This window comes from Neopusillimonas aromaticivorans (assembly GCF_030344915.1).
GTDB lineage: Bacteria > Pseudomonadota > Gammaproteobacteria > Burkholderiales > Burkholderiaceae_B > Neopusillimonas > Neopusillimonas aromaticivorans.
This window is the reverse complement of the sequence record NZ_CP128233.1, coordinates 2,852,241-2,874,716: the sequence shown is the minus strand read 5'-3', so window position 1 is coordinate 2,874,716 and position 22,476 is coordinate 2,852,241. Positions and strand designations below refer to the sequence as shown.

Annotated in this window: 37 protein-coding genes, 1 tRNA gene and 3 pseudogenes; 25 read left to right on the top strand and 16 right to left on the bottom strand. The window is 56.0% G+C overall.

From position 1 onward, the window contains the following. The 8 genes from N7E01_RS15935 to N7E01_RS15900 all read right to left on the bottom strand — a co-directional run bounded on the left by N7E01_RS15935 (position 1) and on the right by N7E01_RS15900 (position 4,518). On the bottom strand, positions 1-480 hold the full coding sequence (locus tag N7E01_RS15935; protein ID WP_289173587.1) for a phage terminase small subunit P27 family: 480 nt from the start codon (positions 478-480) through the stop codon (positions 1-3). Positions 481-574: 94 nt separating this feature from the next. After that, a complete protein-coding gene (locus N7E01_RS15930; RefSeq protein WP_289173586.1) occupies positions 575-943 on the bottom strand; it encodes an HNH endonuclease in 369 nt (122 codons plus the stop codon). Between the two features lie 174 nt (positions 944-1,117). Beyond that, complete coding sequence (locus tag N7E01_RS15925) at positions 1,118-1,717, bottom strand: DNA-binding protein (RefSeq protein ID WP_289173585.1); 600 nt, start codon at positions 1,715-1,717, stop codon at positions 1,118-1,120. Further along, positions 1,714-2,154 carry a RusA family crossover junction endodeoxyribonuclease gene (locus N7E01_RS15920; RefSeq protein ID WP_289173584.1) on the bottom strand — a complete coding sequence of 147 codons (441 nt, stop codon included), beginning with the start codon at positions 2,152-2,154 and terminating at the stop codon, positions 1,714-1,716. Before N7E01_RS15920 ends, N7E01_RS15925 begins: the two co-directional genes overlap by 4 nt. A 178-nt stretch (positions 2,155-2,332) precedes the next feature. Then, on the bottom strand, positions 2,333-3,451 hold the full coding sequence (locus tag N7E01_RS15915; protein WP_289173583.1) for a DUF1376 domain-containing protein: 1,119 nt from the start codon (positions 3,449-3,451) through the stop codon (positions 2,333-2,335). A 52-nt stretch (positions 3,452-3,503) separates the two neighbouring features. Next, complete coding sequence (locus N7E01_RS15910) at positions 3,504-3,944, bottom strand: class I SAM-dependent methyltransferase (RefSeq protein ID WP_289175835.1); 441 nt, start codon at positions 3,942-3,944, stop codon at positions 3,504-3,506. 47 nt (positions 3,945-3,991) lie between these two features. Further along, complete coding sequence (locus N7E01_RS15905) at positions 3,992-4,201, bottom strand: hypothetical protein (protein ID WP_289173582.1); 210 nt, start codon at positions 4,199-4,201, stop codon at positions 3,992-3,994. Beyond that, the gene (locus N7E01_RS15900; RefSeq protein ID WP_289173581.1) at positions 4,198-4,518 is read right to left on the bottom strand and encodes a CII family transcriptional regulator; all 321 of its coding nucleotides are present in this window, start codon (positions 4,516-4,518) and stop codon (positions 4,198-4,200) included. The genes N7E01_RS15905 and N7E01_RS15900 overlap by 4 nt, the downstream gene beginning before the upstream one ends. Positions 4,519-4,610: 92 nt before the next feature. On the opposite strand from N7E01_RS15900, the gene N7E01_RS15895 reads away from it, so the two are divergent. Together N7E01_RS15895 and N7E01_RS15890 are read left to right on the top strand one after the other, a co-directional pair. After that, positions 4,611-4,775 (top strand): hypothetical protein, encoded by a 165-nt coding sequence (locus N7E01_RS15895; protein WP_289173580.1) that lies wholly within the window; start codon positions 4,611-4,613, stop codon positions 4,773-4,775. A gap of 67 nt (positions 4,776-4,842) precedes the next feature. Then, on the top strand, positions 4,843-5,241 hold the full coding sequence (locus N7E01_RS15890; protein ID WP_289173579.1) for a hypothetical protein: 399 nt from the start codon (positions 4,843-4,845) through the stop codon (positions 5,239-5,241). An 88-nt stretch (positions 5,242-5,329) separates the two neighbouring features. Here the strand turns inward: N7E01_RS15890 and N7E01_RS15885 are convergent, their stop codons facing one another. Next, positions 5,330-5,542, bottom strand: coding sequence for a hypothetical protein (locus N7E01_RS15885; RefSeq protein ID WP_289173578.1), 213 nt, complete (start codon positions 5,540-5,542; stop codon positions 5,330-5,332). Positions 5,543-5,638: 96 nt separating this feature from the next. Between N7E01_RS15885 and N7E01_RS15880 the strand changes: the two genes are divergently transcribed. Continuing rightward, positions 5,639-6,031 (top strand): helix-turn-helix domain-containing protein, encoded by a 393-nt coding sequence (locus N7E01_RS15880; RefSeq protein WP_289173577.1) that lies wholly within the window; start codon positions 5,639-5,641, stop codon positions 6,029-6,031. A 215-nt stretch (positions 6,032-6,246) separates the two neighbouring features. Beyond that, positions 6,247-7,173, top strand: coding sequence for an LAPAL motif-containing putative phage structural protein (locus N7E01_RS15875; RefSeq protein WP_289173576.1), 927 nt, complete (start codon positions 6,247-6,249; stop codon positions 7,171-7,173). Between the two features lie 57 nt (positions 7,174-7,230). Here N7E01_RS15875 and N7E01_RS15870 read toward each other — a convergent pair whose 3' ends face one another. Both N7E01_RS15870 and N7E01_RS15865 read right to left on the bottom strand, forming a co-directional pair. Next, a complete protein-coding gene (locus N7E01_RS15870; protein ID WP_289173575.1) occupies positions 7,231-7,605 on the bottom strand; it encodes a hypothetical protein in 375 nt (124 codons plus the stop codon). Further along, a complete protein-coding gene (locus N7E01_RS15865; protein WP_289173574.1) occupies positions 7,577-8,047 on the bottom strand; it encodes a Panacea domain-containing protein in 471 nt (156 codons plus the stop codon). Before N7E01_RS15865 ends, N7E01_RS15870 begins: the two co-directional genes overlap by 29 nt. Before the next feature lie 369 nt (positions 8,048-8,416). Between N7E01_RS15865 and N7E01_RS15860 the strand changes: the two genes are divergently transcribed. From N7E01_RS15860 to N7E01_RS15845, 4 genes are read left to right on the top strand one after another with little or no spacing between them, the layout of a single operon-like run. Then, complete coding sequence (locus tag N7E01_RS15860; protein ID WP_289173573.1) at positions 8,417-8,704, top strand: hypothetical protein; 288 nt, start codon at positions 8,417-8,419, stop codon at positions 8,702-8,704. A 2-nt stretch (positions 8,705-8,706) separates the two neighbouring features. Continuing rightward, entirely contained in the window at positions 8,707-8,910 is a 204-nt protein-coding gene (locus tag N7E01_RS15855) for a hypothetical protein (RefSeq protein ID WP_289173572.1), read from the top strand. Continuing rightward, complete coding sequence (locus N7E01_RS15850; RefSeq protein WP_350494881.1) at positions 8,907-9,776, top strand: RecB family exonuclease; 870 nt, start codon at positions 8,907-8,909, stop codon at positions 9,774-9,776. The genes N7E01_RS15855 and N7E01_RS15850 overlap by 4 nt, the downstream gene beginning before the upstream one ends. After that, entirely contained in the window at positions 9,721-10,545 is an 825-nt protein-coding gene (locus N7E01_RS15845; RefSeq protein WP_289173571.1) for a hypothetical protein, read from the top strand. The genes N7E01_RS15850 and N7E01_RS15845 overlap by 56 nt, the downstream gene beginning before the upstream one ends. Here N7E01_RS15845 and N7E01_RS15840 read toward each other — a convergent pair. Then, positions 10,497-10,793 (bottom strand): hypothetical protein, encoded by a 297-nt coding sequence (locus N7E01_RS15840; protein ID WP_289173570.1) that lies wholly within the window; start codon positions 10,791-10,793, stop codon positions 10,497-10,499. The two genes, N7E01_RS15845 and N7E01_RS15840, sit on opposite strands and share 49 nt — an antisense overlap. Positions 10,794-10,841: 48 nt before the next feature. On the opposite strand from N7E01_RS15840, the gene N7E01_RS15835 reads away from it, so the two are divergent. From N7E01_RS15835 to N7E01_RS19560, 17 genes and pseudogenes are all read left to right on the top strand, one after another. Next, positions 10,842-11,108 carry a hypothetical protein gene (locus tag N7E01_RS15835; RefSeq protein ID WP_289173569.1) on the top strand — a complete coding sequence of 89 codons (267 nt, stop codon included), beginning with the start codon at positions 10,842-10,844 and terminating at the stop codon, positions 11,106-11,108. A gap of 2 nt (positions 11,109-11,110) precedes the next feature. Next, positions 11,111-11,725 (top strand): cell division protein FtsK, encoded by a 615-nt coding sequence (locus N7E01_RS15830; RefSeq protein WP_289173568.1) that lies wholly within the window; start codon positions 11,111-11,113, stop codon positions 11,723-11,725. A gap of 73 nt (positions 11,726-11,798) precedes the next feature. Beyond that, positions 11,799-12,095: a hypothetical protein gene (locus tag N7E01_RS15825; protein ID WP_289173567.1), complete on the top strand. Its 297-nt coding sequence runs from the start codon at positions 11,799-11,801 to the stop codon at positions 12,093-12,095. 3 nt (positions 12,096-12,098) lie between these two features. Further along, positions 12,099-12,380 (top strand): hypothetical protein, encoded by a 282-nt coding sequence (locus N7E01_RS15820; protein WP_289173566.1) that lies wholly within the window; start codon positions 12,099-12,101, stop codon positions 12,378-12,380. After that, positions 12,377-12,595: an AAA family ATPase gene (locus N7E01_RS15815; protein WP_289173565.1), complete on the top strand. Its 219-nt coding sequence runs from the start codon at positions 12,377-12,379 to the stop codon at positions 12,593-12,595. Before N7E01_RS15820 ends, N7E01_RS15815 begins: the two co-directional genes overlap by 4 nt. Before the next feature lie 2 nt (positions 12,596-12,597). Beyond that, a complete protein-coding gene (locus tag N7E01_RS15810; RefSeq protein ID WP_289173564.1) occupies positions 12,598-13,605 on the top strand; it encodes a hypothetical protein in 1,008 nt (335 codons plus the stop codon). Further along, complete coding sequence (locus N7E01_RS15805; RefSeq protein WP_289173563.1) at positions 13,602-14,177, top strand: hypothetical protein; 576 nt, start codon at positions 13,602-13,604, stop codon at positions 14,175-14,177. Before N7E01_RS15810 ends, N7E01_RS15805 begins: the two co-directional genes overlap by 4 nt. 20 nt (positions 14,178-14,197) lie before the next feature. After that, positions 14,198-14,848, top strand: a complete 651-nt coding sequence (locus N7E01_RS15800) for a hypothetical protein (protein WP_289173562.1) — start codon at positions 14,198-14,200, stop codon at positions 14,846-14,848. 80 nt (positions 14,849-14,928) lie between these two features. Further along, positions 14,929-15,330, top strand: a complete 402-nt coding sequence (locus tag N7E01_RS15795) for a hypothetical protein (RefSeq protein ID WP_289173561.1) — start codon at positions 14,929-14,931, stop codon at positions 15,328-15,330. Beyond that, positions 15,327-15,482: a hypothetical protein gene (locus N7E01_RS15790; protein WP_289173560.1), complete on the top strand. Its 156-nt coding sequence runs from the start codon at positions 15,327-15,329 to the stop codon at positions 15,480-15,482. Before N7E01_RS15795 ends, N7E01_RS15790 begins: the two co-directional genes overlap by 4 nt. A 199-nt stretch (positions 15,483-15,681) precedes the next feature. Then, positions 15,682-15,855, top strand: coding sequence for a hypothetical protein (locus tag N7E01_RS15785; protein ID WP_289173559.1), 174 nt, complete (start codon positions 15,682-15,684; stop codon positions 15,853-15,855). Next, a complete protein-coding gene (locus N7E01_RS15780; RefSeq protein WP_289173558.1) occupies positions 15,852-16,049 on the top strand; it encodes a hypothetical protein in 198 nt (65 codons plus the stop codon). Before N7E01_RS15785 ends, N7E01_RS15780 begins: the two co-directional genes overlap by 4 nt. Further along, the gene (locus tag N7E01_RS15775) at positions 16,046-16,345 is read left to right on the top strand and encodes an acyl-CoA dehydrogenase N-terminal domain-containing protein (RefSeq protein ID WP_289173557.1); all 300 of its coding nucleotides are present in this window, start codon (positions 16,046-16,048) and stop codon (positions 16,343-16,345) included. Before N7E01_RS15780 ends, N7E01_RS15775 begins: the two co-directional genes overlap by 4 nt. A 318-nt stretch (positions 16,346-16,663) precedes the next feature. Beyond that, positions 16,664-16,834 (top strand): hypothetical protein, encoded by a 171-nt coding sequence (locus N7E01_RS15770; RefSeq protein WP_289173556.1) that lies wholly within the window; start codon positions 16,664-16,666, stop codon positions 16,832-16,834. Beyond that, positions 16,831-17,262: a hypothetical protein gene (locus N7E01_RS15765; RefSeq protein WP_289173555.1), complete on the top strand. Its 432-nt coding sequence runs from the start codon at positions 16,831-16,833 to the stop codon at positions 17,260-17,262. The genes N7E01_RS15770 and N7E01_RS15765 overlap by 4 nt, the downstream gene beginning before the upstream one ends. 75 nt (positions 17,263-17,337) lie before the next feature. Next, entirely contained in the window at positions 17,338-17,664 is a 327-nt protein-coding gene (locus N7E01_RS15760; RefSeq protein ID WP_289173554.1) for a hypothetical protein, read from the top strand. Continuing rightward, a pseudogene (locus N7E01_RS19560) lies at positions 17,547-18,566 on the top strand (tyrosine-type recombinase/integrase); the annotation flags it as partial. The gene N7E01_RS15760 and the pseudogene N7E01_RS19560, both read left to right, overlap by 118 nt. Positions 18,567-18,616: 50 nt before the next feature. Here N7E01_RS19560 and N7E01_RS15750 read toward each other — a convergent pair. The 4 genes and pseudogenes from N7E01_RS15750 to N7E01_RS15735 form a co-directional block, all read right to left on the bottom strand. Next, positions 18,617-18,693, bottom strand: a tRNA-Met gene (locus N7E01_RS15750). A 117-nt stretch (positions 18,694-18,810) separates the two neighbouring features. Further along, entirely contained in the window at positions 18,811-20,127 is a 1,317-nt protein-coding gene (locus N7E01_RS15745) for an extracellular solute-binding protein (protein WP_289173553.1), read from the bottom strand. Positions 20,128-20,135: 8 nt separating this feature from the next. Beyond that, positions 20,136-21,387: pseudogene (locus N7E01_RS15740) on the bottom strand (D-amino acid dehydrogenase). Then, a pseudogene (locus N7E01_RS15735) lies at positions 21,384-22,444 on the bottom strand (CDP-6-deoxy-delta-3,4-glucoseen reductase). Before N7E01_RS15735 ends, N7E01_RS15740 begins: the two co-directional pseudogenes overlap by 4 nt. Between the last annotated feature and the right edge of the window lie 32 nt (positions 22,445-22,476).

Sequence of the window (22,476 nt, the reverse complement as noted above, 5' to 3'; positions counted from 1 at the left end):
TCACATCGCCAAAATTGCTGCCAGGTCAGCGCCAGCATCGCGTTTCTTTGGCCCCAGCAACCGCTGGCGGCTGGATGGGTCCAAGCCCAGCAACGAGCCGAAGGTGGCCATCTGACGTGTTGACTCATTGATGATGGTGGCTGCTGGGTTTTTCACCGAACCGCCCTGCGCGCCCTCAACGACAATGCCGTGCTGCGCAATGTGCTGCTCAGCTGCTCGAAAGCGGCCATAAGCCGCGCAGTAAAACTCCAGGTTCTGGATATCCGTTGCCTGCAGCACCTGCTGGGCACAGAGCAAGGGGGCCAGATGCAACCACAGATCACGCCCGGCCCCCGTCAGCCATTCGGGCGGATCGATGTTCAGAACCGCGTCGAAAGTGGGCGCGTTTGTGTTCAGCGCACGCTTACCTGGATTGCCCGCTGCAACCTTGCGCTCAACGGGCTTGGGTCGTCGGCCTGACCGGCCTACCGCTCCTGCCATGCCGTCAACTCCTGAATTTCATTTTTCGCGGGTGTAAAAATTCGATTGAGCGGCAGGTGTCCGTTCAATCAACCTCTAACTTTTTGCCCTCCCCCTACCTGCCAGGCCGTCGCGCCCGCTGCGCCTCAGCCTGACTCTTAGCCCTGTGACAGTCCCGATTGATCGCCCTGAGGTTGCCCGGGTCATCGGTACCGCCCTGACTGATTGGCTTGATGTGGTCTACCTCATGAGCGACCAAAGGCAAGGCCCTGCGCTGGCAGCCCTCGCACTGGCAAAGATATCCATCACGTTCAAGGATCTGATCCCTGAGCCTGCGCCAAGGCCTGCCACCACGTCCGGATTGCTCGGGCGTCTTGGTCCACACCTTGACCAAGTGGGCATGTGCATCGCAGTAGCCATGGGCGTTGCGGTGCAAGGCCCTGCAACCAGTTGCCCGACAGGGTCGCTGTGGTCGCTGTGCCATGAAGAATCCACAACAAAACCCCCACCGAATCTGTCGACTCAGGCGGGGGCGAAAGGCCGGCAAGCCGGCAGGACGAAAACGAAAAAGCCCGACGCTTTTGGCTATCGGGCTCTGCGGGCGCAACTATGCACCTTATCGATTAAGTGCCATTTTTGCATTAATTAAATGCAAAGGTCAAGATTTCGATTCAATGAACCCCGATTCAGACAAGAGCGCCTCTGCTGCTCTGATGGCCACAACGTCAACGCCCATTACCCATTTCTTGGTTTCTTTGGAACGATAGCCGTTAAGCCAACCCTCAACCAACGGGGCCTCGCTTGCAACCGTACGCAGACTGACCCCAACCTTTTCCGCGACATCCGCCAACGTACCACTGGCACCGTAGAACCGCCTGACCAACTCGGTACGCAAGCGGTACCGCCCTGCCCCGCCTGGGATTGCTTCGGCAGCATAAGCACCAACGGCCCCTGCTGCAGCCTCCCAGGCCAGGTTTCGCCGTTGCTCTGAACAGCAAGCACTACCGCACGAACACGGGAAACTCATGGGCCCAAAGCGCACGGCCAGCACCGCACGATGCATGTTGGGCAGTCGCTCCAGCCGACTGAGGATCATCCCGGCCTGACCGGCACCGTCCTGCCCGGCCAGCCCTTTGCCCTCGCCGACAGGCGCAGTGGCCAACCGATTCATCATCGGCCGGTCATACTGCTGGTGGGAATAGTTGAACGCAAACCGCAACGCATCAGCGGCGGATTTAAACAGCACTTCGTCGCTCAAAGCGAACCTCCAGAGGTTTGTGAAACATAGGGCGAAACGGTCACCTGAACACGCGGTATCGCGCCGTAAACCTTGCGCACTCGCAGGCCAACCACCTGAACGTCATCTGTCCACACGATGCCGTTGATGGCGTCGAAAATGGCCTTGACCACATTGTCCATGTCGGGCTTGCTGGTGGGCATCACGGTGCCTGCCAGGGCATCGGCCTGCTTTCGCTTGGACCACGACACTGGCACCGGCAGCACGATGGTCATCAGCGTTTCAACAGGCCCGGTGATCAAGGGCTTTCCGGCCATAGCCTGGTCGGCTGCCAGCGCCACCGTCGACTCGTACGTGGCCGTCTTTTGCGGCGTGTACAGCGTGATGTTCTTGCCTCGGGCTGCAGCGCGTGGCCGACCTTTTCCGACGGGCTTGCCGGGCACGATGAAAGTGATCATGACCCCTCCTTGAGCATTGCTTTCACGCGCTCGGCCATCTGCGAACCCATGCGCTCGAATGTCGCCAGCTGCAGCCTCAGTGTCAGGCTTTTGTTCGGGCTTCGTAGGTGCCGAATCTTGCGCACCATGCAATCCCGGCAGTCCCAGCGGTACACGCGAGTTTCAGTTGTGCAGCAGGTCATAAGCTCACCCCGTAGTCGGCACGCAACATGGCCTTCTCGCCCTCAGACAGCTGAGCTGCAGCAAAGACGCGAGCCTTGAACGTGGGGGCCAACTCGCCAGACTCCTGCACAATCCCCAGCTCCTCGCCCTTGGCCACGATCCCAGACCACGACACGGCCCAGTGCTTCGGCGGGACTGCCGATGACTGGCGGTTCAACGCACTGTCGCCCCCGGGCGGCTTGAGCACCTTGGCCAGAAACACGTCGAGAAACCCCGCGTTGATGGGCCCATGGTCTTGCGCCAGCTCGCGGTCAGCAACGGCCAGGTCGTAAGCTTCACGCAGTTGTGCCTCGGTCACACGCTTTTGAGCCCAGACCAAAAGCCTGGGGTCACTGCTGGTGACGGTCGATGCCTTACCCCGTTCCTTCTCCCACCGGCGGACCAGCACGGCATAGCCTGCAGGAGTGTCCAGGCTGGTGGGTTTCGAAGGTTCCGAGGAAGGCGGCGGCGGATCGTCGCCAGCCTCGTGTGCGTGTGTGCGCGTAGGCGGGGGAGATGCCGCCGCCGCTTCTTCTTTTATATATGTCCCTGTCCCTGTCCCTGTCTTAGCCGTGACAACGCCGTGACTTTCGTTGTGACTTCCTTTAGGTGTCACAGTGACAACCTTGTGATTGTCCGTGACAATAATCTGTATTCCGTGTGACGCCGCGACCTTTCTCAGGTGTGACGTACTGGTACCTTTCGCTGGCAGAATCACGCCGATGTCACGCAGAGCACCAAACAACAACTTGCGGTCTTCACGTTCCTCACGCTTGCGATCATTGTCACCATCTTTGCTGGCCTGGTGCTGCTCGCGTCGTGACATTGCGTTGATAGCCTCCTGCGCTATCACAGGGTGATACAGACGGCCGTCACTACATTTGATGAAGCCACGAAGCGCCATGGCTTTGACCTTGCGCCAACCGGCCAACTCTTTGCCAGCCAAGTGAGCAAGAATGCGATCATCGTCAGGCAACGAAGCTGCCGGCTCTTGATTCCAGCTCTTGCACCACAGGCGCAGGGCTGTCTTGAACTCTTCGCCCGTGGACAAGGCCATCATGTCACTGTCGAGCAAGCGCTCGGTGTGCAAAGGCATGAACGGTAAGCCGCGCAGGTTGCAGTCAGCTGGTGTTAAGGGGTCCGGTAAATCAACCATTTTTATGTGCGCCCTTCATGAACGTCATCCAATGAGTGCGCTCCCTTCGGCCTGACTTATGACCAAACAATGGCGCATGAGGGGTCAGTGTCAGGATTTGACTCACCGGTATTTGGGTCTCGGCCCATTTAAAGATCAGGACGCCTTCAGGCTTGAGGACGCGGAAGCATTCAGCGAAACCGCGCCGCAGATCATCGCGCCAATCATCACCAAGGATTCCGTACTTGGCACGAAGCCACGAACTCTGACCGGCTCGGCGTAGGTGCGGTGGGTCAAATACGACCAGCCGGAATGATTCATCTGAAAATGGCATACCCCGAAAATCCATGTTCAGGTCGGGGGTGATATTAAATGCCCGGCCATCGCATAGCGTGTGCTCTTCGCTTCGGATGTCACCAAACAAAGCGCGCTGGTCTTGCTGGTCGAACCACATCATGCGACCGCCGCAGCATGGGTCGATAACTGCCGGAGGGTTGATACTCACGCCCCACCCCCATAAGCAAACTTCTTGCGCAGCTCATGAAACCGCTTTGCTGCGGCCGGGCATTCGTCCAGCTCGCGCCGTGACTTCACACCACACAAGCGGCGCAGGCTGGCCGCCGCTTCATCGGCATCTTTGACGCCCAGATAAGCCTGAAACTTCGCGTTGCCGCACATGATGGCGGCATGGCGTGCGTTTGAATGGTTCATCCTTGTGCCCTCCTGTTTTCAGCCTCAACCCGAGCCTGCAGATATTTGAGCGCCATACGCTCGATACCCAGCAACTCCTGCTGGTCGACCACTACTGCATCCGTGGAGGCCAACTGCAAACCCAGCGCTGCCAGTAGCTGGCAAAAGCCGTCCAGGCTTTCCTTCTGCCGGCTCACCGTGCTGGCTGAAACGCCCATGCGATCCGCTGCACGCTCCTGAGTGACCTCTGCAAGTCGGCGCAATATCTCACCCTGAATTCTTGCACCGATCTTGCGTGTGCTTTCAGCCTGATCGGCTGATACTGGCTCTGTATTCATAACTCACACCTACTGGGAAAACGATCATGGACCAACAGATCACTCGGAAACTGCGAATGGACATACCGAATAGAACGCAACAGACTGCGCTCATGGAAAAGAAAATTGATTACGAACTGATGGATCAAGCCGAAGTGCTGGCGCTGACGCTGTTCGGACCGCACGCTGAGTGCGAACACATCGAGGCGGTGTATGAGCGCCTGGTTGCGAATCAACAGCTTGGGTTGAGCTTGGCCAGTGCCATTACGGTGCATTGAGAGGGCCAATCCCAATCGATTAAGCTCAGAGATTCCAGTAACTAAACTTTTCCGAAAGGGGTTGGCCATGATCGAATGGATAGCGGGCATAACTTGGCGTGATGTGTTTTTTATGTTCTTCGGATCTGCTCTTGTTTGGGTTGTCTTGGGAATCGCCAGATGGTTGATTTCCGACTGGGTTAAATCCATCACATCGAACCCGTTGAGAGTTGTCAGATATTGGTTGATGGTCCTGTCTATGGCTGGCGCACTATGGCTCAGCGAGCGGCCGGAATTATCTTCGCGTGAAACGCTATACATGATCATCCTCAGCTTCGTGGCGTACTGGTCGATGACGGCCCAACACCAAGAAAATATTGAAGAGCAAAGAAATAGCAGCGCCAAGTCCCGCGCCGATGAGGACGAACTGAAACGATCTGCCATTAACCATCAAGGCGCCAACAAACGAGAGAGCAGCGACGGCTAGCATGAACATCGCTTCCATGACTTTTGAATCACTCATACGGGGTCACCTGCTTATCTTTAAAGAGGGCGGACAGCGAAGGTGCATTGAGTTAGGCATTTAAAGACTCTGAGGCAGGGGCTGACTGACGAAGCGAGGCAAAGTAGATGCTTAAAGCCTCAAGATGGCGAACCCCAGGATTACCTATTCGGCCTTGGGCAAATTTTGTAATCCACCAATAGGAAATGCCTGTTTCGGCACATATTTTGGGCCAGTCGCCTTTCCGAGCCTGAAGTTGCTCTCGGATGCTTTCTGCAAATGTCATTTGACGTCCTTGATCGTGAATAACTGAAATCTAGCACTATGTGGCTAGATAATCAAGCACAACAAGGCTAGATTAAATTCGTAAACTGGCAACCAAATGCTAGACAATAGAAAAATACTTGCTGATAACCTTACGCGCCTACTGGCTACGCGGGACGAGTCGCGACTATCTCTGTCAAGAAAGATTGGCGTTGCAGATGGCTCATTAGGACGGATCAAGTACGGCACGGGAAACCCGACTCTTGAAGCGTTGGAAAACATCGCTAAGTTTTTCCGCCTTGAGGTTTGGCATCTCTTTGTCCCGGATCTTGACCCAAAGAACCCACCGCCGTTACCCGGCAACAAGTCTGACGCTCAAGATTGGCCGTTTCAGCGCATTGATATCCGGTCAGTGAACAGTCTTTCCGAACTTGACAAAGCTTACATAGAGGGTCGCCTGGCGGAGGCTATAAGCACCGCCGGGATTTCTCAAAAAGCCGTCAACCAATAAGACCAAGCCGCAGCCTAAGCTGCGCCTGGTCTGGTCAGACGGCGTTTTTTGAGGTGAGTGTTACAGAGTGAGAAAGGTGAGACTTGATGTTGCAATCAAAATCACATAACCAAGTAAACAACGTGCAGGCAGAAGAAATCTATTCTTCTTAAGGCTAATGAACAATGCCCCTAAAACCAACGCAACCGAACATTGACTCAACTACAATGCCAGACATGAGCAAAGCAACTTTCCATGTACTGTACGATGGCCCAGCGCTCGCCAATCACGAAATGAATGTTCGAGACTTGGCGCCAGCGCTTTTGGCGTTAGGGCAGGTGCTGGAAGAAGCAAACGCTGCTATCAATGATGGTAGAGCGCAAGTCAGCGTTCAGGTCAAGGCCTCGTTTAAGACGGGATGTTTTGGCATTGAGCTTGATGTGACTCAGTCTTTGATACAGCAGATCCATCTTGCCTTCTCGTCTGAGAATGTAGCAAATGCTAAAAATCTGCTTGAGTGGATTGGACTGATAAGCGGCGCAACCGCATTCACAGGCGCAACAATTAACAACCTTTTCCGCTTTTTGAAGTGGTTAAAAAATAGAAAAATAAATAAGGTTGTTCTGCTCGACAACGGTAACGTGCGCGTTGTTCTTGATGATGAGGCGGTTGATGTTGAAGCTAAAGTTATCGCATTATTTCGCCAGGCAAGACTCAGAAAGGCGTTAGAGGACGTTCTGAAGCCAGTCGAGCGAGAAGGCATAGATGAATTCGCTGTAACGAACCAACAGCAATCTGAGCGATTTTTTACCATCTCAAAACATGAATTGCGCTATTTCTCGGCACCTGACGAACAGCCTGAAATGCTCGCAGAAGACGAAGTAGAAATGAATTTACAGCTTGTTAATGTGGCTTTCCGTGAGGATAACAAGTGGCGCTTCTCGGATGGAAATAGCACGTTCTACGCCCAAGTCGAAGATGTAGACTTCCTCAACAAGGTGCAAAGCAACGAGCCCTTTGCTCGCGGTGATATTTTGAAGGCCCGTTTGAGACGTGTTCAGTCCCTGTCCGGCGAAACAATGAAAACCGAATACATAGTTCTGAAAGTTCAAGAGCATCGCCGAGCGGGCGTACAGTTACCAATGACGTTTGAGCACGAATAAACCTCCGCACCAAACCCGCCCCCCGGCGGGATTGGTTTTGCAAAACCTCTAACGCTCCTACGTCTTCAACTTGCCCAACTGATGCCTGATCACAGATGAAATCACCGCACCCATCCCACCGCTGAACAAAACCGACTGCATCTTGCCCAGCTGCTGTTCAGAGAGCCACGTCAAAGAAGGTGGCAGCATATAGTGCAACGCCCAAATCACCAAGCTGGCCAGAAAGATCGACGTAAAGGTTACCGTAATCGCGACTACGATCCAGCCATAAACCTTCAGCCACCGCAGGTCATTGCTCTTTTTTACGTCGCCAAGCTCAGGCCAGCTTCTTTCTTCCTCTTGGGCGGTACGAGTATCAGCCCAGGTAGGCTTGCCCAGCTCTGGTGCTGGAACAGAAATATCATCAGACCGCGACTGCTCGTCTTGCATCAAACAGTTCCCTGTAGTGCTGGCGAATCAATTCGTCCGGAATCTCAGGACTGTTCCACCCATCTCTGTAGACCTGATCCCAAGGCGTCCCACGTTGGTGTGTCAGATAAGACAGAGCAATGCCGTCCAAATGGCCGTATTTGGCGAGCACATCCTCGATAAACGCCAGATCGTCAGGCGCGATCTGCTGATCATCCGGGTCACCAATCGCGGAATGAGGTATTGGATTTCTGCCGTAAGACTTCGTCGCCTGGTACAAATCAGGAATTACCGGCCCGTAACGCCACGCTTCTATGCGGTTGGAGAAAAGGTCTTTATCTCGAATCCCCAAGCTCCATCCGTGAGCAATGTATGTCAGCTTCATCAGCTGCATCGGCGTTAACGACTGGCCATGTTTTTTGGCCACTTTAAGGATAGCGTCGGCGACGTTCAGAACATCGTACATAAGCACCTCCCTTAAAAGCTGACTGACGTTCGTTACCAGCAAAATTGCTGGCTGCCAAGCCCTTCATGATAGCACCCGACCAAATCACGAAGCCAGCGTTGTTGCAATTTGGGAATAGACACCAACAGGGTAGCCCCTACCCCTGAGCGGCCACAACACTAGCACCACGGCCCCAGCCGTGACGCCCTCCCCTAATCCCACATAAGCCAGTAGCGCTGGATTGAAGCTTCCTCGGCGTCAGGCCATCTGCCCACAAGCATTTAAACGCCAACAATCTAGCACTTAAATGCTTGACAAAGATTTTGCCTGCCTTCAATCTAGCACCATATTGCTAGAACGTAAGCCGCGAAATGCCAAAAGGAGCAAATCATGCTGATCAACCCCCACTACATCCTGGCCCGTCGCCGCGCTGAACGGTATGACCGGCAGGACCTCGAAATCCCTGCATACGCACGCAAGCCTCTGAAAGGGTCGTGCAAACCCGTGCAACCCAAGGTTGCAATCGGTTCAGGGCGTTTCCCTGGCCAACAGATCGAACTGATGCCAGCGATTCATACGCCGCCGACCGGTGAAGTATCCGACTCGTTGGGCGGTGAGGCTCTGCTGGTGATTTCGCTGGTTGTCAGCGTTCTGTCGTTTGCTGTTGTGGGGTGGTGATCATGGAACATAACCACACTCGCGAATTGCTGGTCGAACTGCAGCACGCACACAAGATCATTCGCAACGCATTGGCCGTGATGACGCCGAATCAAAAACGGATCTGGGCAGAAATGAATGCTGATGACGGCTGCGACGGCGAAGGCATCACGCGCGCCAACGAGCGCGAGGCGGTGATTGCGAAGATGCAGAGAGGCCAGCCATGACCCCATCCGTCTACACCGTTCGCGCCAGCAGCTGGGGCAGCCTGTTTGATTGTGCCTACCGTTGGGAAGGCGAGCACCTGCTCAAAATCCGCAAACCTGCAGGCATGCGTGCCCTGCTCGGCACCAGCGTGCACGCCGGTACCGCAGCCTATGACCAGGCACGCATCGATGGCAGCAACTTGACAATTGACGAAGCCGCCAACGAGTTGGTCCTGTCTCTGCATCACCCTGAATATGAAGTGGACTATCGTCAAGACGGCATCAGCCTGCGCGAAGCCGAGCAGATCGGCCTGGCGCTGCACGTTCGCTACTGCACCGAAATCGCGCCCCAGTTCGATTATCTGGAAGTCGAAACCAAACTCGATCCCATGGAAATCGACTGCGGGGGCGGCATTGTCATCCGACTGACCGGCTCAATGGACCGGGCGCGTGTCGCCAACCACGGTACCGGCGTCGTCATCCCCGACGTAAAGACCGGCAGCCGGGTCGTCTCCAAAGGCGTTGCCCAGATGAAGGGCCGCAGTGCCCAGACCGGCACCTATCAACTCATGTACGAGCAAACACGCGGCATCCGAACCGAGGGCGCACAGATCATTGCCCTGTCCACAGCCGGGCGTAATGAGGTTGCCGTCAGCCCGATCTTCGACGCCCGCCGCGTCATGGTCGGTACCGACGACACGCCCGGCCTGATCCAGCACGCCGCCGAAATGTTTCGTACCGGCTTATTCCCCCTAACCCCCAAAGCCCGATTTGCAGCGAGAAATATTGCAGCCGTTGGGCAACTTGTATCTACCACGAGGATTGACTCTTATGAATGCACCCGCAACCACCGTCCAGCACTTACGCCAGCCTGCCCCACGCACTGACATTGCCATGGGCTTTGGCAACTTGGAAAGCTTTGAACTCATGCAACGCGCCGCCAAGCTATTGGCGTCCAGCACGCTGGTGCCCGCAGCCTATCGCGCCGAAATCCATAAAACCAACCGCTACGGCGAAATCACCGACACGCGCCAAAACCCTAACGCCCTGGCCAACAGCGTCGTGGCCCTGAATATGGCCCAGCGCATGGGGGCGGATCCATTGATGGTGATGCAGAACCTGTACATCGTCGAAGGCCGCCCATCCTGGTCATCCCAATGGATCATTGCCGCAATCAATGGGTGTGGCCGGTTCTCACCGCTGCGCTTCGATATCAAGAGCCTGGGCAAAAAGAAGGTCGAGTACATCACTTTCTCGTGGGAAAACCAGAAGCGCCAAGAGGTACGCAACACCATCGAAATCGAAGACAAGGTATGCGTTGCCTGGGTCATCGAAAAGGAAACGGGTGAGCGCCTGGAGTCACCCGCCGTGTCGATTGAGCTGGCCGTGAAGGAAGGCTGGTTCACCAAAAACGGCAGCAAGTGGCAAACCATGCCTGACGTCATGCTGCGGTACCGAACCGCCAGTTTTTTCGGCAAGCTGTATGCCCCTGAATTGCTGATGGGCCTGCAGACAACCGAAGAAGTCCACGACACCATCGACGTAACCCCTAATGCAGAAGGCGTTCTTCAGGTCGAAGCTGAGACGTTGCGCGAGACACCAGCCAGTCAAACAGCACCGCGCACGCGCCGCCCCGCCCCGAGCCGGAGCAGGTAACCGATGTAGCAACCACAGAAGAAGCTGGCCAGCCACAAACGCCAACGCAAACCGCTGACGAATCCGCAGCCTACCTCGACGCCGAAAAAATACAGGCCTCGATCCTGTCCGCGAAAGATCACGACGTCCTGGCCATTGCTGCCGACAGCATCCAGGACTGCGCCCCCGAACACCACGACGCCCTGCAATCGGCCTACCGCAAGCGCCTGGATGAACTGGATGGCGTCGTGCACACGCCCGAGCAGCAAACCACCACAACCCGCACGCGCCGCGCTGCGCCCGATATGGAGTAAGCCATGTTTGCGAAGCTCTTCGGCACAACCGGCCAAGTGCTGGTTGTGCACCAAGCAGATGACAACGGTAATCCGTGCATTCGATTCTCGTGCAAGCCCAATGGCTTAGGCGTGTGCTCTTTTGGCTTGACCTGGGATGACACAGACGAAGGCTGGGACAAGGCCGAAAAAATGTTTTCTGAAATTAACGAAGCTGAAGCAAGAGCGATTGTGCAGGAGTCATTTCAGCCCTTCTTTTCCAGCTTGACCGCTGACACCACGGAGCAATAAGCATGACCCAAGATAAAGACATCCGCGAAATGACCGCTGACACGATTGGCCGCGACATCCTTCAAGCCCTGGTGCAAGAAATCAAACTGCTGCCTGACCTCTGGATCAAGATGACCCAGAAGAAGCAAGACGACATCATCAACCGCCTGCGTGCCCGGGTCGAATACAACGTGCGCATGGCCGTTCATCTGATCGCCAGCGAAAACCGTACCACCATCATCGGCGACCTTGAGCAGGTGACCAGCAAAGACGGCATCAAAGCGCAGTTCAAGATTTCATCGAACAGCAGTGGGCGTCATCACCTGTTCGACAGTGTCGGCAAAGCCTGCCTGATCGTCATTGCTGATGCTGAAGAAACCGTTGGCGGAATGGAAGACATCAAGGGCGAGTCCGATCAGCGCAGCATGGACCTGGGCAAGGAATACACCGACCAAGACGGCGACGGCATGGATCGCAGCGGTGATGACATCGTTGATGCAGAAATCATTTCCATTGAGCACCAGCCCCTGCAGGTTGAGCTGCAGCAGGCGTGGGATGACGGGTACACCGCAGCCGAAGAAGGCAAGCCAGAGAGTGACTGCCCTGTGATGGCCGGGCCCTGCGCATCGAATGGGTGAAGGGCTGGAAAACATGGCACGAAGAACGCGGCACTCAGAGTGAAGACGCCGACACCACCACGGAGGGTGCGTGATGTCGATTACTCGAAAGCTGATCCGCGTTGACGGTACCGAAACGGTGCTCGTAGGGCCCCACGCACTTCGCGACATCGCACAAATGATCGGTGCTGACACGCTCGACGTGGTGATGCTTCGCCACATGGGCGAGCCGCTTCACACGATGCTAGTTGATGACGAGGGCGCGGTTAAAGGTTTAGCCGTGAATGAAAAAGCCACCAGGCTGTATCACCTGAACTGCGCCCCCGGTGCCACATGGGAAATCCACGGTGACGTGATCATCGTTCCCGATGGCGATTTTGCGGAGATTTGAGAAATGGATATTAAAAAAGCAATTGAGCGCGTCAGCTCCCTGAAAGAAGCAGCCCGTCGTATTGACAAGGCCATTGAGCGCAGCGAGTTCAAGGGGTACGGCAGGCCGGTTCGTGTATCGGCGGATGTATATGTGGAAGAAGTGGGCAGCATTCAGATCATGCTTGATAAAGAAGACTGTATCGCGCTGCTGCGTGCCACGAAAAACAAGTACGAAGCTGAGATTTCCAAGCTGCAGCCAATCATCGACATGGCCAACGCTGCCCTGAAAGGAGTGCTGTCATGAAACTCACCCACATCAACATCAGCAACGTCCTGGGCATTTCCGCCGCCGATATCGAGGTGTTCACGCCGGTGACACTGTTTGCAGGCCCAAACGCAGCAGGCAAGAGCAGCATCCGCGAAGCCGTACGCGCCGCATTCCTGGGCATGCCAGAGCGCGTGCTCAAGAAAAAGACTTTGGCCAACTGGTTCACAACGGCGAAAAAGCCGGTACCGTAGGCGTGGACTTTGACGGCGGTGCCGCTACCTTTGCCGCCCCCAAGGGTGAGCATGACCTGCGTCACAACTTCACCATGGACGTATGGGAGCCTATCGAAGCCGCCCTGCCCTACTGCCTGGATCCAGCCTTGTTTGGCCGGGCCAGTGCCGACGAGCGCCGTCAGTTGCTGTTCACGGTAACCGGTGCCAGCGCCAAGACTTCAGACATTGTCGAAGCAATGAAGCAACGCGGCCTGGCTGAAGACGTTATCAACGCCGTTACCCCCATGCTGCGCAGTGGCTTCCCAGCCGCTGCAAAGTATGCCGAGGAACGGTGCCGTGACGCCAAGGCTGCATGGAAAGCAGTCACCGGTGAAACGTACGGCCACAAGAAGGCCGAAGACTGGGCGGCGACCGCCCCCGAGGTTGACACCGCAGAACTGGAGCAGATGGCCACCCAGGCCGAAGCGCTGAAAAGCAAACTCGGTACCGAACAGCAACGCTTGGGCGCAGCCGAGCAATGCTGGAAGGCTTGGACCACTTATCAGCAGCAAGCCGAAGCCGACGCCAAGGCCTTTGCCAAGCTGGAAAGCCTGGAAAAGAAACTGGACCACGACCAGAGCGACCTTCTGAAATGGCAGGACAAGGTCAAAGTCTTGGAAGGCATGGCCGGTACCGGGCCCCGGGTGGGGCTGGTGCATGATTTGGCGGCTTGCCTGGATGACGTTTACAACGAGGGCGACAACAGCTTCACGATTCCAGCAGATCTCGATGCTCGAATTTTGGCTGCGTTCAGACAGTACGAGGCCGCGCACGGTCCACTGGACGCCCGGGCCGACCCCGAAGCCGCTGCCCAGCTTCCGGAAGCCATTCGCGCCCGCGACTTGATGCAGAGCGCAGTCAATAACACCCGCCGTGACATCGAGGCCGCAAAAGCCGCCGGTGCCCGTATGGGGCAGGCCCCGAAAAGGCCACAGAAGAAGACGTTGGCGAAATCGAATCGACCATCAACGCACTCAAACGTGAATTGACCGATATCACCACCCGGCTGGACAAACTTCGTCAGAAGCAACAGGCCGCCAAGCTGGCTGAACAAAACACCGCCAAGGCGCGTGAGCAGCATGCCACGGCACAAGCATGGCAAGTGGCAATTGACGCACTTTCGCCCGACGGAATTCCGGCCGAAATACTGCGCCGCGCCATCGGTCCCGTCAACCGCGAACTGGCACGCTGCAGTCAAGCCTTTGGCTGGGCGCAGGTAGTCATCGACGGCGAAATGGAGATCTACGCCAACGACCGGCCCTATGTCCTGCTGTCGGAGTCTGAGCGCTGGCGTGCAGATGTCTGCATTGCCCTGGTGCTGGCCGACCTATCGGGTACGCGCCTGGTGGCCATTGACAGAATGGACGTACTGGAGACACGCGCACGGGGCGGGTTCATCGACGCCCTGGATATCCGGGCCGAAGAAGGCAAGTTCGATACCGCTTTGGTGTTCGGCACGCTCAAGGCCTTGCCGGATCTGTCCGCCTACCCGCAGACGACAGCCCACTGGGTTGACGCCGGCGCACTCACCACCACTCAACACGAAGCTGTGGCCGCTTGAGGCCCAACCAAGGAATAAATATGAGCACACCATTGAACCGCGTTGAAACATTGCTGCAGAACAGCGACAAGGCCCTCTACATTCACCAGATCGTTGCTCTGGCTGATGTCGGTGAAAAGGAAGCGAAGACCAGCATCAAGACGCTACACGACATGGGTCAGATCGAAACGATTCAAACGCCCGGGCGCTGGGGTAACCGGTATGCATGGCTGGCCGCCAAGCCGGTCATCAGCGAACCAGTGGTAATTGCAGAGGCGGATCAGGTTGACAAAGTCGCGGATCGGCAAGAAAGCCTGGTTGACAAAACACCGAATTTGCAATGTCCGACCGAAATCACCGGAGACGGAAGTGGCGAGGCATTGCCAGAGATCCCAATACTGGACGGCAGCCCAGCGGAGGCAATCGCCAGCGCCATGAAGAAAAGCCTCTCAAATCTACCAGAAGCGTTTAGTTCACTGCTTGGACAGCAAAGCATTGCTCAACATCAAGCGTCAGCTCGTTACGTCGTCGCCGTACCCAAGCGCCCCTTGCGGATTGTAAAAAGCTTGGCCAGGGCCGAGGCACTGGCACTGTCTGCGGTGCGCCGTGGTGCCAAGGGCGCGGAGGTATTCGCGCTCATGCCGGTTGGCCACGCCAAGCAGGAGGCGGTCTTTCAGGAGGCCATCGCGTGAAACCCCTTTTCCGCCAACCGTCGAGCCGTGAACTGCGTCGGGCCAAACGGCGAGACGTGACCCCGCCCCCACCCATCCCTATGTTCATCCGGATGCAATACGTACTAGCACCACTTGAGCGAATCATTGACGACATCGAACGTACGGGTGATGTGATGGCGCTCAATGGCACCCCAGTCTTCGACCTGCCGCACGAAAGTGGCAGGCAATACCACACGATGGCACCTGCCATTGATGGGATCGCTGATTTCTACGAAATGTTCTGGGCGCGGCGCAAGCAACATAAAGTGCTTGCTGGCATCCGCCAGCTGGCCAAGCGCCTGCACTACAGCATGCCAATCACAGAATATGAAACCGCAGCAGCCAAAGCCGACATGGCTGCCATGCGTGCCATCGTACCGATGCTGACAGAAAGTGAGGCAACGGATCTGATATTGCAGACGCAGATCAAGGCTGAAATTGAGGCGCGGAGTGAGGGATGACATATCAACGGCATAAGTCCACCCTGGCCAGGCTGCTGCCTCAAGCGTCCAGCCGACTCGATATCTGGAGAGTTTTCTCTGATTTCGTGGAGATGGCCGCCATATCTATCGCCAACAGCATTACGCCAGACGCCGAACGGGAGGCTCTATGAAGAAAGACGAGATGATCAAGCGGTTCATTTGCGATGACTGCGCAAGAAAAGCCGGAGTTGAGCCAAAGCGCCCGGCAGAAAGCGGCAGGCAGTCGTGGCTTTGCGGCGCTTGCCAGCACTACGGCATCGGGTCAACGATGATTTGCGAGGTTGGCGATTGGCTGGTGATTGTGCCACGCGGGTACCCGCAGGAGGCGCTATGACCAGCAACATTAACCTCACAATTAACGCCATTCTCGCCGCCGCCCTGAAAGAGATTCGCGATAACCACGGGGTCGCTGTTGGGCAGATCAATGTCGAGTGGGTTGGCACTTTAAGCAACCAAGCGGCAGCAATTACCAAGATTGAATTTTCAGGGATGGCCGTGTCATGACCCGCACGCCAAGACCAACCGGAGCTGAGATCGCTGCCTTTGGCGACGGATACCGCGCAGGGTGGAATTCGGCGCTTGAGGCAGCCGCCGACCTGATCAGCAAAAACGCGGGGCAGTGCCAGCCAACCACTCAATTCATACTCGACAGCAATGTTGCGGCCATCAAGGCACTGATCCAAAAGGAAGGAACATGACAGACAACCAACGAGCCGCGTTTGAGGCTTGGTACGCCACTCACGACCCGCGCACACCACAAAGCCCGTTTGATCGGGAGCTTGCGTGTAAAGCATGGCAAGCCGCCCTTGAATCGCCAGAGGTACAGGCGTTGCGGGATGTGCTGAGGGAATACGCTGACTCGAACAATTGGGAGAAAGACGAGTTCGGCTGGAGAAGAATATGGCGCGAACCCGGCAGCACAATCCCAGAGTCATATGATGGCTATGAGCTTGCTTTATCCGCACTTGCAGCAATGGAGAAACAACATGACTGAACCTATCAAACTACCACCGTTGCCCTACCCGCAAATGCCGGGTAATGACTACACGGCGAGTGATATGCAGGAGTATGCAAACAAGGCCATCGAAGCAGACCGGCAGGCAAGGGGTGAGCCGGTGGCGTGGCAGCCCATAGAAACCGCGCCGAAGGACGGTACAACGATACTTGTTTGGTTCAAGCAACACGGCGCAATGTCAGTGCGTTGGGGTGATCGTGATTTCGACCACACAAGCGAATTTGCAGCATGGCTTGTAGATGACCACAAGCATGGCCCTTATCCAGTGCGCGGATACTCAAGGGGCGACGACACCCATTGGATGCCGATGCCGCCTGCCCCACAACCCCACAAATCCCCGAAGGCTACAAGCTGGTGCCGATTGATCCGACTCCCGAAATGCTTAAATCAGGGTGGGCTGAAAATGATGTGTCGTTAACGTTGAGATGGAAAGCCATGCTCGAAGCCGCGCCGGAGGTGAAAGTATGAACCCAACACTACACGCCCAAATCCTGACGCTGCGCAAGTACCAAGCATGGCGCACCGGCGAAGATGAGCGGACTATGGACGAGGCAGGTATCGTGCCGCGCGAGATAACCGCAGCCCTGAATGCCGTGATCGAAGTTGCAGAGAACCATTTGCGTGACGCCACGAAAAAGGTAGAGCCCCTGAAATACGGCGGGCCTGATTCTGACGACTACGTTACCGGATGGAATGACGCTATCAGGGCTATCGGTTTCGCACAGCCTTCCAGGCCCTACTCGCTTGATAAGGACCCGGCAGGTATTCGTGCCCTTGTGGCTGATGCGATACGCGGCGCAATTGCTTTTGGTGCACAGGGCGTTAATCCGCCGCCTCAAGGTCACTGGTTAACAGAGTTTTGGGAGGCAGGCAAGCCGTGGTCGCCTGAGCACTGAAACGACAGCGAGGCTTCCGGATGACCGACCAAATCAAAAAGATGCTGGCCACTACGGCCAAAGATTGGAGTTTGCATGAACGAAACCGCCATCACTCTGAAAGAAGCCGCCAGACGGCTGGGGCTGGCTTACCAGACAGTCTTTCTTCGCCGCCAAGAAATCGGCTTTCGACTGCCGGGATGCCGAAAATGGCTGGTCTGGCCTTCCCGACTTGAAGAAATATCGCGCCCGCAGTACAAAGTCACACGGCTGGCGCTGCGATCAACAGGAGAATCACTATGTCGATCAGACAGCGTAACGGCGTCTGGTGGATCGATCTACGCACGCCAAGCGGCGAAAGAGTTAGACGATCTGCTGGGACTGCCGACAAAAAGGCAGCGCAAGAGTATCACGACCGCCTGAAGGGCGAGTTATGGCGCGTTGCCAAGTTAGGCGATACGCCTGAGTACACCTTTGAACAAGCTGCGGTCAGGTTCCTTCAGGCCTCTGAAGGCCAAAACGACTACAAAACGAAGGTCAGGCATATCAAGTATTGGCGCGATCAGTTTTCAGGCCGCGCCGTCAGCTCTTTGACAACCGATGAAATCATGGACGCGCTGCCAACGCACGCCGTCTATAAGAACCTTGGGCGTCAGCCATTGACCCCGGCTACCCGAAATAGGTATCTGGCCACCATACGGCGGCTTTTGAGTCTGTGCGCCGAATGGGGATGGGTGGGCAACGCCGCAAAGTTGCGGCCCGCCAGAGAGCCTACGGTAAGGGTTCGTTGGGTCAGCCGGGACGAGGCGGCAAGACTGGTCAGCGCTATTCAAAAGGATTGGCTACAAGATGCTGTGTTGTTTGCTTTGGCCACCGGCATGCGGGCTGGCGAGATTCTTTCGCTGGAATGGAAGTCGGTTGACTTGACCAGAAGCATCGCCTGGGTGACAGCCAGCAAAGCTAAGTCAAAACGGGCCAGGGCCGTACCGCTGAATGATGAGGCGGTGGCAATCATCCGTCGCCGAATCGGAACGCACCTGACCTACGTCTTTACCCGCAATGGCAGACCGCAGCAACAGATCGACCCGAAAATGTTCAGACGGGCTTGCGAGAAAGCGGGGATTAATGACTTCCACTTTCACGACCTGCGGCATACTTGGGCATCGTGGCACGTCCAGGCCGGGACGCCGCTGTTTGTTCTGAAGGAACTGGGCGGTTGGGAAACTTTAGAGATGGTAAAGAAGTATGCCCACATGGACGCAGGCCACTTGGCACAATTCGCCAGTGCGGTCACGTTTTGGTCACACGGGGCACCGGAAAACAAAAACGCCACCGGAGAGGGTGGCGTTAATGCCTTGATAAACAAGGGAAATTCTGGTGGCGCATCCCTGATTCGAACAGGGGACCTGCGGATTATGATTCCGTCGCTCTAACCGGCTGAGCTAATGCGCCTTGCTGCAAGACCAATAATATAACATAAATTTTTTACGTCTCGCAACCCGAAAACCGGCTTTTATCGCACGGGAAGTGAGCTTTTTCAAAAAAAGCCCCCTTCCGATCAGGTACCGATTACTTGCGACGCATCATCTGTGTCGCTTCAGATGACGCATTGGTCAGTGCAGTAACCGCCGGGTAGGTTCCGGCCAGGGCATCATGCAACTTGCGGTGGAACATATCGCGAATTTCAGGATAATTATTAATCTTGAAGCCACGTGCAGTTTGCACTGGCGGCTTGGCGTAGACCGCCACCAGGTTGCGCCAGTCACCCAGATTCTTGTAGTAATCAGGGCCTGTAGCATCAAAGGCTTGCTGCGTCAGGGGCAGGAAACCTGTTTTCTGGTACCACGTGGCTGCATTGTCGGTACGCGACAACCAGTCAAGAAACTGTGCCGTTGCTTTCTGCTCGGCGTCGTTATGCCCCGAGGTTGCCCACAGCCCGGTTCCATCAAGGAACGGGTTGCCCGGCTCTTTGGTCACTTGCGGATAGTATGGCAAACCGGTAACACCGAAATTCAGGGAACGGGTATCGATGTAACGCCCCAGATTGCTGGATTCGGACATCAGGATGGAACATTCGCTTTTACCAAAGCGGTCAAGCGCCTGGATGTCGGCAGCCGGGTTAACCAGCAATTCGGCCTTCACCCAACTGATCATCAGAGACAGGTGGCGCACAAAGGTCGTATCGAAAGCAAACGACGGGACACCTTTGGTACCGTTATCGCTTGATGTAAAAAACTGGTTATTGACGGCAGCCAGGTTTTCAAGGTTGACCGATACCGACTGGTCGGTGGTGGCCGGGCAATTACGTGTTGCCTTGTTCGCCAGATCGATCAATTGCTCTTGAAGTTCGTACCACGAACGTTTCGGCACTTCAGGTTTGACGCCAGCTTTCTTGAAGGCATCGATGTTGTAGTACATCACCGGCACATCAATCATGTAAGGAAATGCCAGCAAACGACCTTTGGCGTCGCGCATGCTAAGGTTTTGCGGCGCAACGAACCACTTGGCATCTTTGATGGGGTGTTTGGCCAACAAGGTGTGCAGCGGCATGATGTAGCTGCGGCCCGCCAGCGACTCGGGGTCGCGGTTGTCGTCGATTTGTACCAGATTCGGCGTTTTTTCTTTGGCACCGACCTTCTGCAATAGTGCAGGCTCGATTTCTTTAGGGCTGTTGAACGCCTTGAGCTTGACCTTGACGTCGTCCTGATCACGGTTGAATTTTTTGACGAGACCTTCAAAAACCTCTTTGTTATGTTCGTTCAGGGAAAACCAGACTTCGATATCGGTGGCTGCCTGTGCAGCACCAGCCCCCATCATGGATACAGCAACTGCAACAACCGTGGTGCGCAACGCGGCGGGCACCTTCAAGAACCGATGTTTCGTCATAGCAAAAATCAACCTAAAAAGGGAAAATCAGGTTCGGGTTTTTACCCGAAATAAGGTCGGACAGAGCCTTTCCAGACCCTGCGCCCATCGTCCAGCCCAAGGTGCCGTGCCCTGTATTCAGGTACAAATTCGACACTTTGGTGCGGCCAACAAGGGGAACATTTGACGGCGTTGACGGGCGCAGGCCCGACCAGAACTGAACATTATCAAAATCAAGAGCGTCAGGGAATAGACTGCGCGCCAAAGCCACCATATTGGCGCAACGTGTTGTATTCAAGGCGCGACTGTAGCCCGAGAGTTCGGCTGTCCCGGCCATGCGCAGGGTGTCACCCAAACGACTGAACACCACTTTGTGCTCACTGTCGGTGATGCTGACAAACGGTGCGAGATCGGGTTGACGTACCTTGAAGGTGGCCGAATAGCCCTTGGCGGGATAGACCAGGCAGTTGACGCCCAAGGGGTTGACAATATGCGGCGTAAACGCCCCCAAGGCCGCCACGTAGGCGTCGGCCGTAACTTCACGAAACACGCCTTCGCTGTCAATGATTTCAACGGCTTCAACACGGCCACCCGCGGCCCGCAACCGATTGACCTGAGTCGAAAACATGAATTCGACACCGGCATGGCGAGCCCGACGCGCCAGCGCTGTCGTGAACAGATGAATATCACCACTTTCATCGGTGGCGGTGAAATCACCCCCGACAATGGCGTCGGTAGCCGGCGCCAGCGCCGGCTCGATGGCCAGCACTTCGTCAATGCTGACAATACGCCGATCGACGCCAAAATCACGCATATAACTGGCCGCCACCTGCGAAGCCTCGAACTGCTCGGCATCGCGATAGATATTCAGAATGCCGCGCGACAAATGGTTGTATTCAATGCCCAGATCTTCGCGCATGGCTTTCAGCGTATCGCGACTGTATTCGGCCAGACTGACCATGGCCCGAATGTTTTTGGGCACGCGCTTGGGAAAGCATTCACGCAGAAACGACAAGCCCCACAGCCACTGACGCGGGTCAAACTGAGGCTTGAAGACCATGGGCGCATTGTCGGCAAACAACCATTTCAACAACTTGAGCGGCGCCTGCGGATTGGCCCAGGGTTCAGCATAGGACACAGAAATTTGCCCGCCATTGGCACGACTGGTTTCTGGGCTGGACCGGGTTCCCGATCGATGACGACGACGTCGTGCCCGGCCTGGGAAAGCCACCAGGCGGTTGAAACCCCGATAATTCCACTACCCAGAACCACGACTTTCATGCGACCTGCCCTGCGTTGGCGTTTGCCTGCGTATCGGCTTGCGACGTAAATGCATCGGCAAAAAACTCGGCGTCAGGCAAGCCATTTTCATGAACGAAATCACGTCGGGCGGCTTCGACCATGACCGGAGCCCCACAGGCGTACACCTGATAGCCCGACAAGTCGGGAATATCGGCCTGAACGGCCTTGTGAACGAAGCCGGTACGCCCGACCCATTGGTCTTCTGGCTGTGCGTCGGACACCACCGGCACATACCTGAAGCCCGGCAAGCAGGCTTCCCACGATTGGGCCAGTTCGTGCATGTACAGGTCGGCCGGCCGACGCCCGCCCCAATACAATACGGCCGGACGCGTGTTACCGATGGCAATCATGTGCTCAATAATAGCCTTGACCGGTGCAAAACCGGTACCGCTGGCCAGAAACACAATGGGTTTTTCAGAATCTTCACGCAAGAAAAATGACCCCAGCGGCCCCTCAATGCGCAGCACTTCGCGCACCTTCATGGCCGTGTCACCGACACCAAAGACATGGTCGGTAAACACCCCGCCCGGCATGTGGCGAATGTGCAATTCAACCCGATTGTTTTCAGCCGGCGCACTGGCCATGGAATAGCTGCGACGCTGCCCGTCTTTAAGAATGAACTGTATGTATTGACCTGGGTAATACCGGAAAGGTTCCGCCGGCGGTAACTGCAGATCAATGACCATGACGTCATCGCCCAGTCGTTCAAGGCCCATGACGCGGGACGGCATTTTACGGATCTGGATATCGCTGGCCATGCGGATTTCCTGCGCCTCGATGACCAGATCAGAGGTGGGCCTGGCCTGGCAAAACAGGGTGTAACCGGCCGCCAGCTCTTCGGGGACAGGATTTGCGCGGGCGACGAACCCGCTTCGAATGACCCCGAAAGAACTTTGCCCTTGCAGCTGGAACAGGCCCCGGTACGACAGCTGTACGGCAGGATGATGTCTGCCGCCATGGCGGCATCAAGCACCGTAGCACCGGGCTCGACACTGAACTGGTGATTCGAGGGCTGAACAATAACCTTGAAACTCATAGCGACTTTTAGACAGGTTGTAATCAATTCTT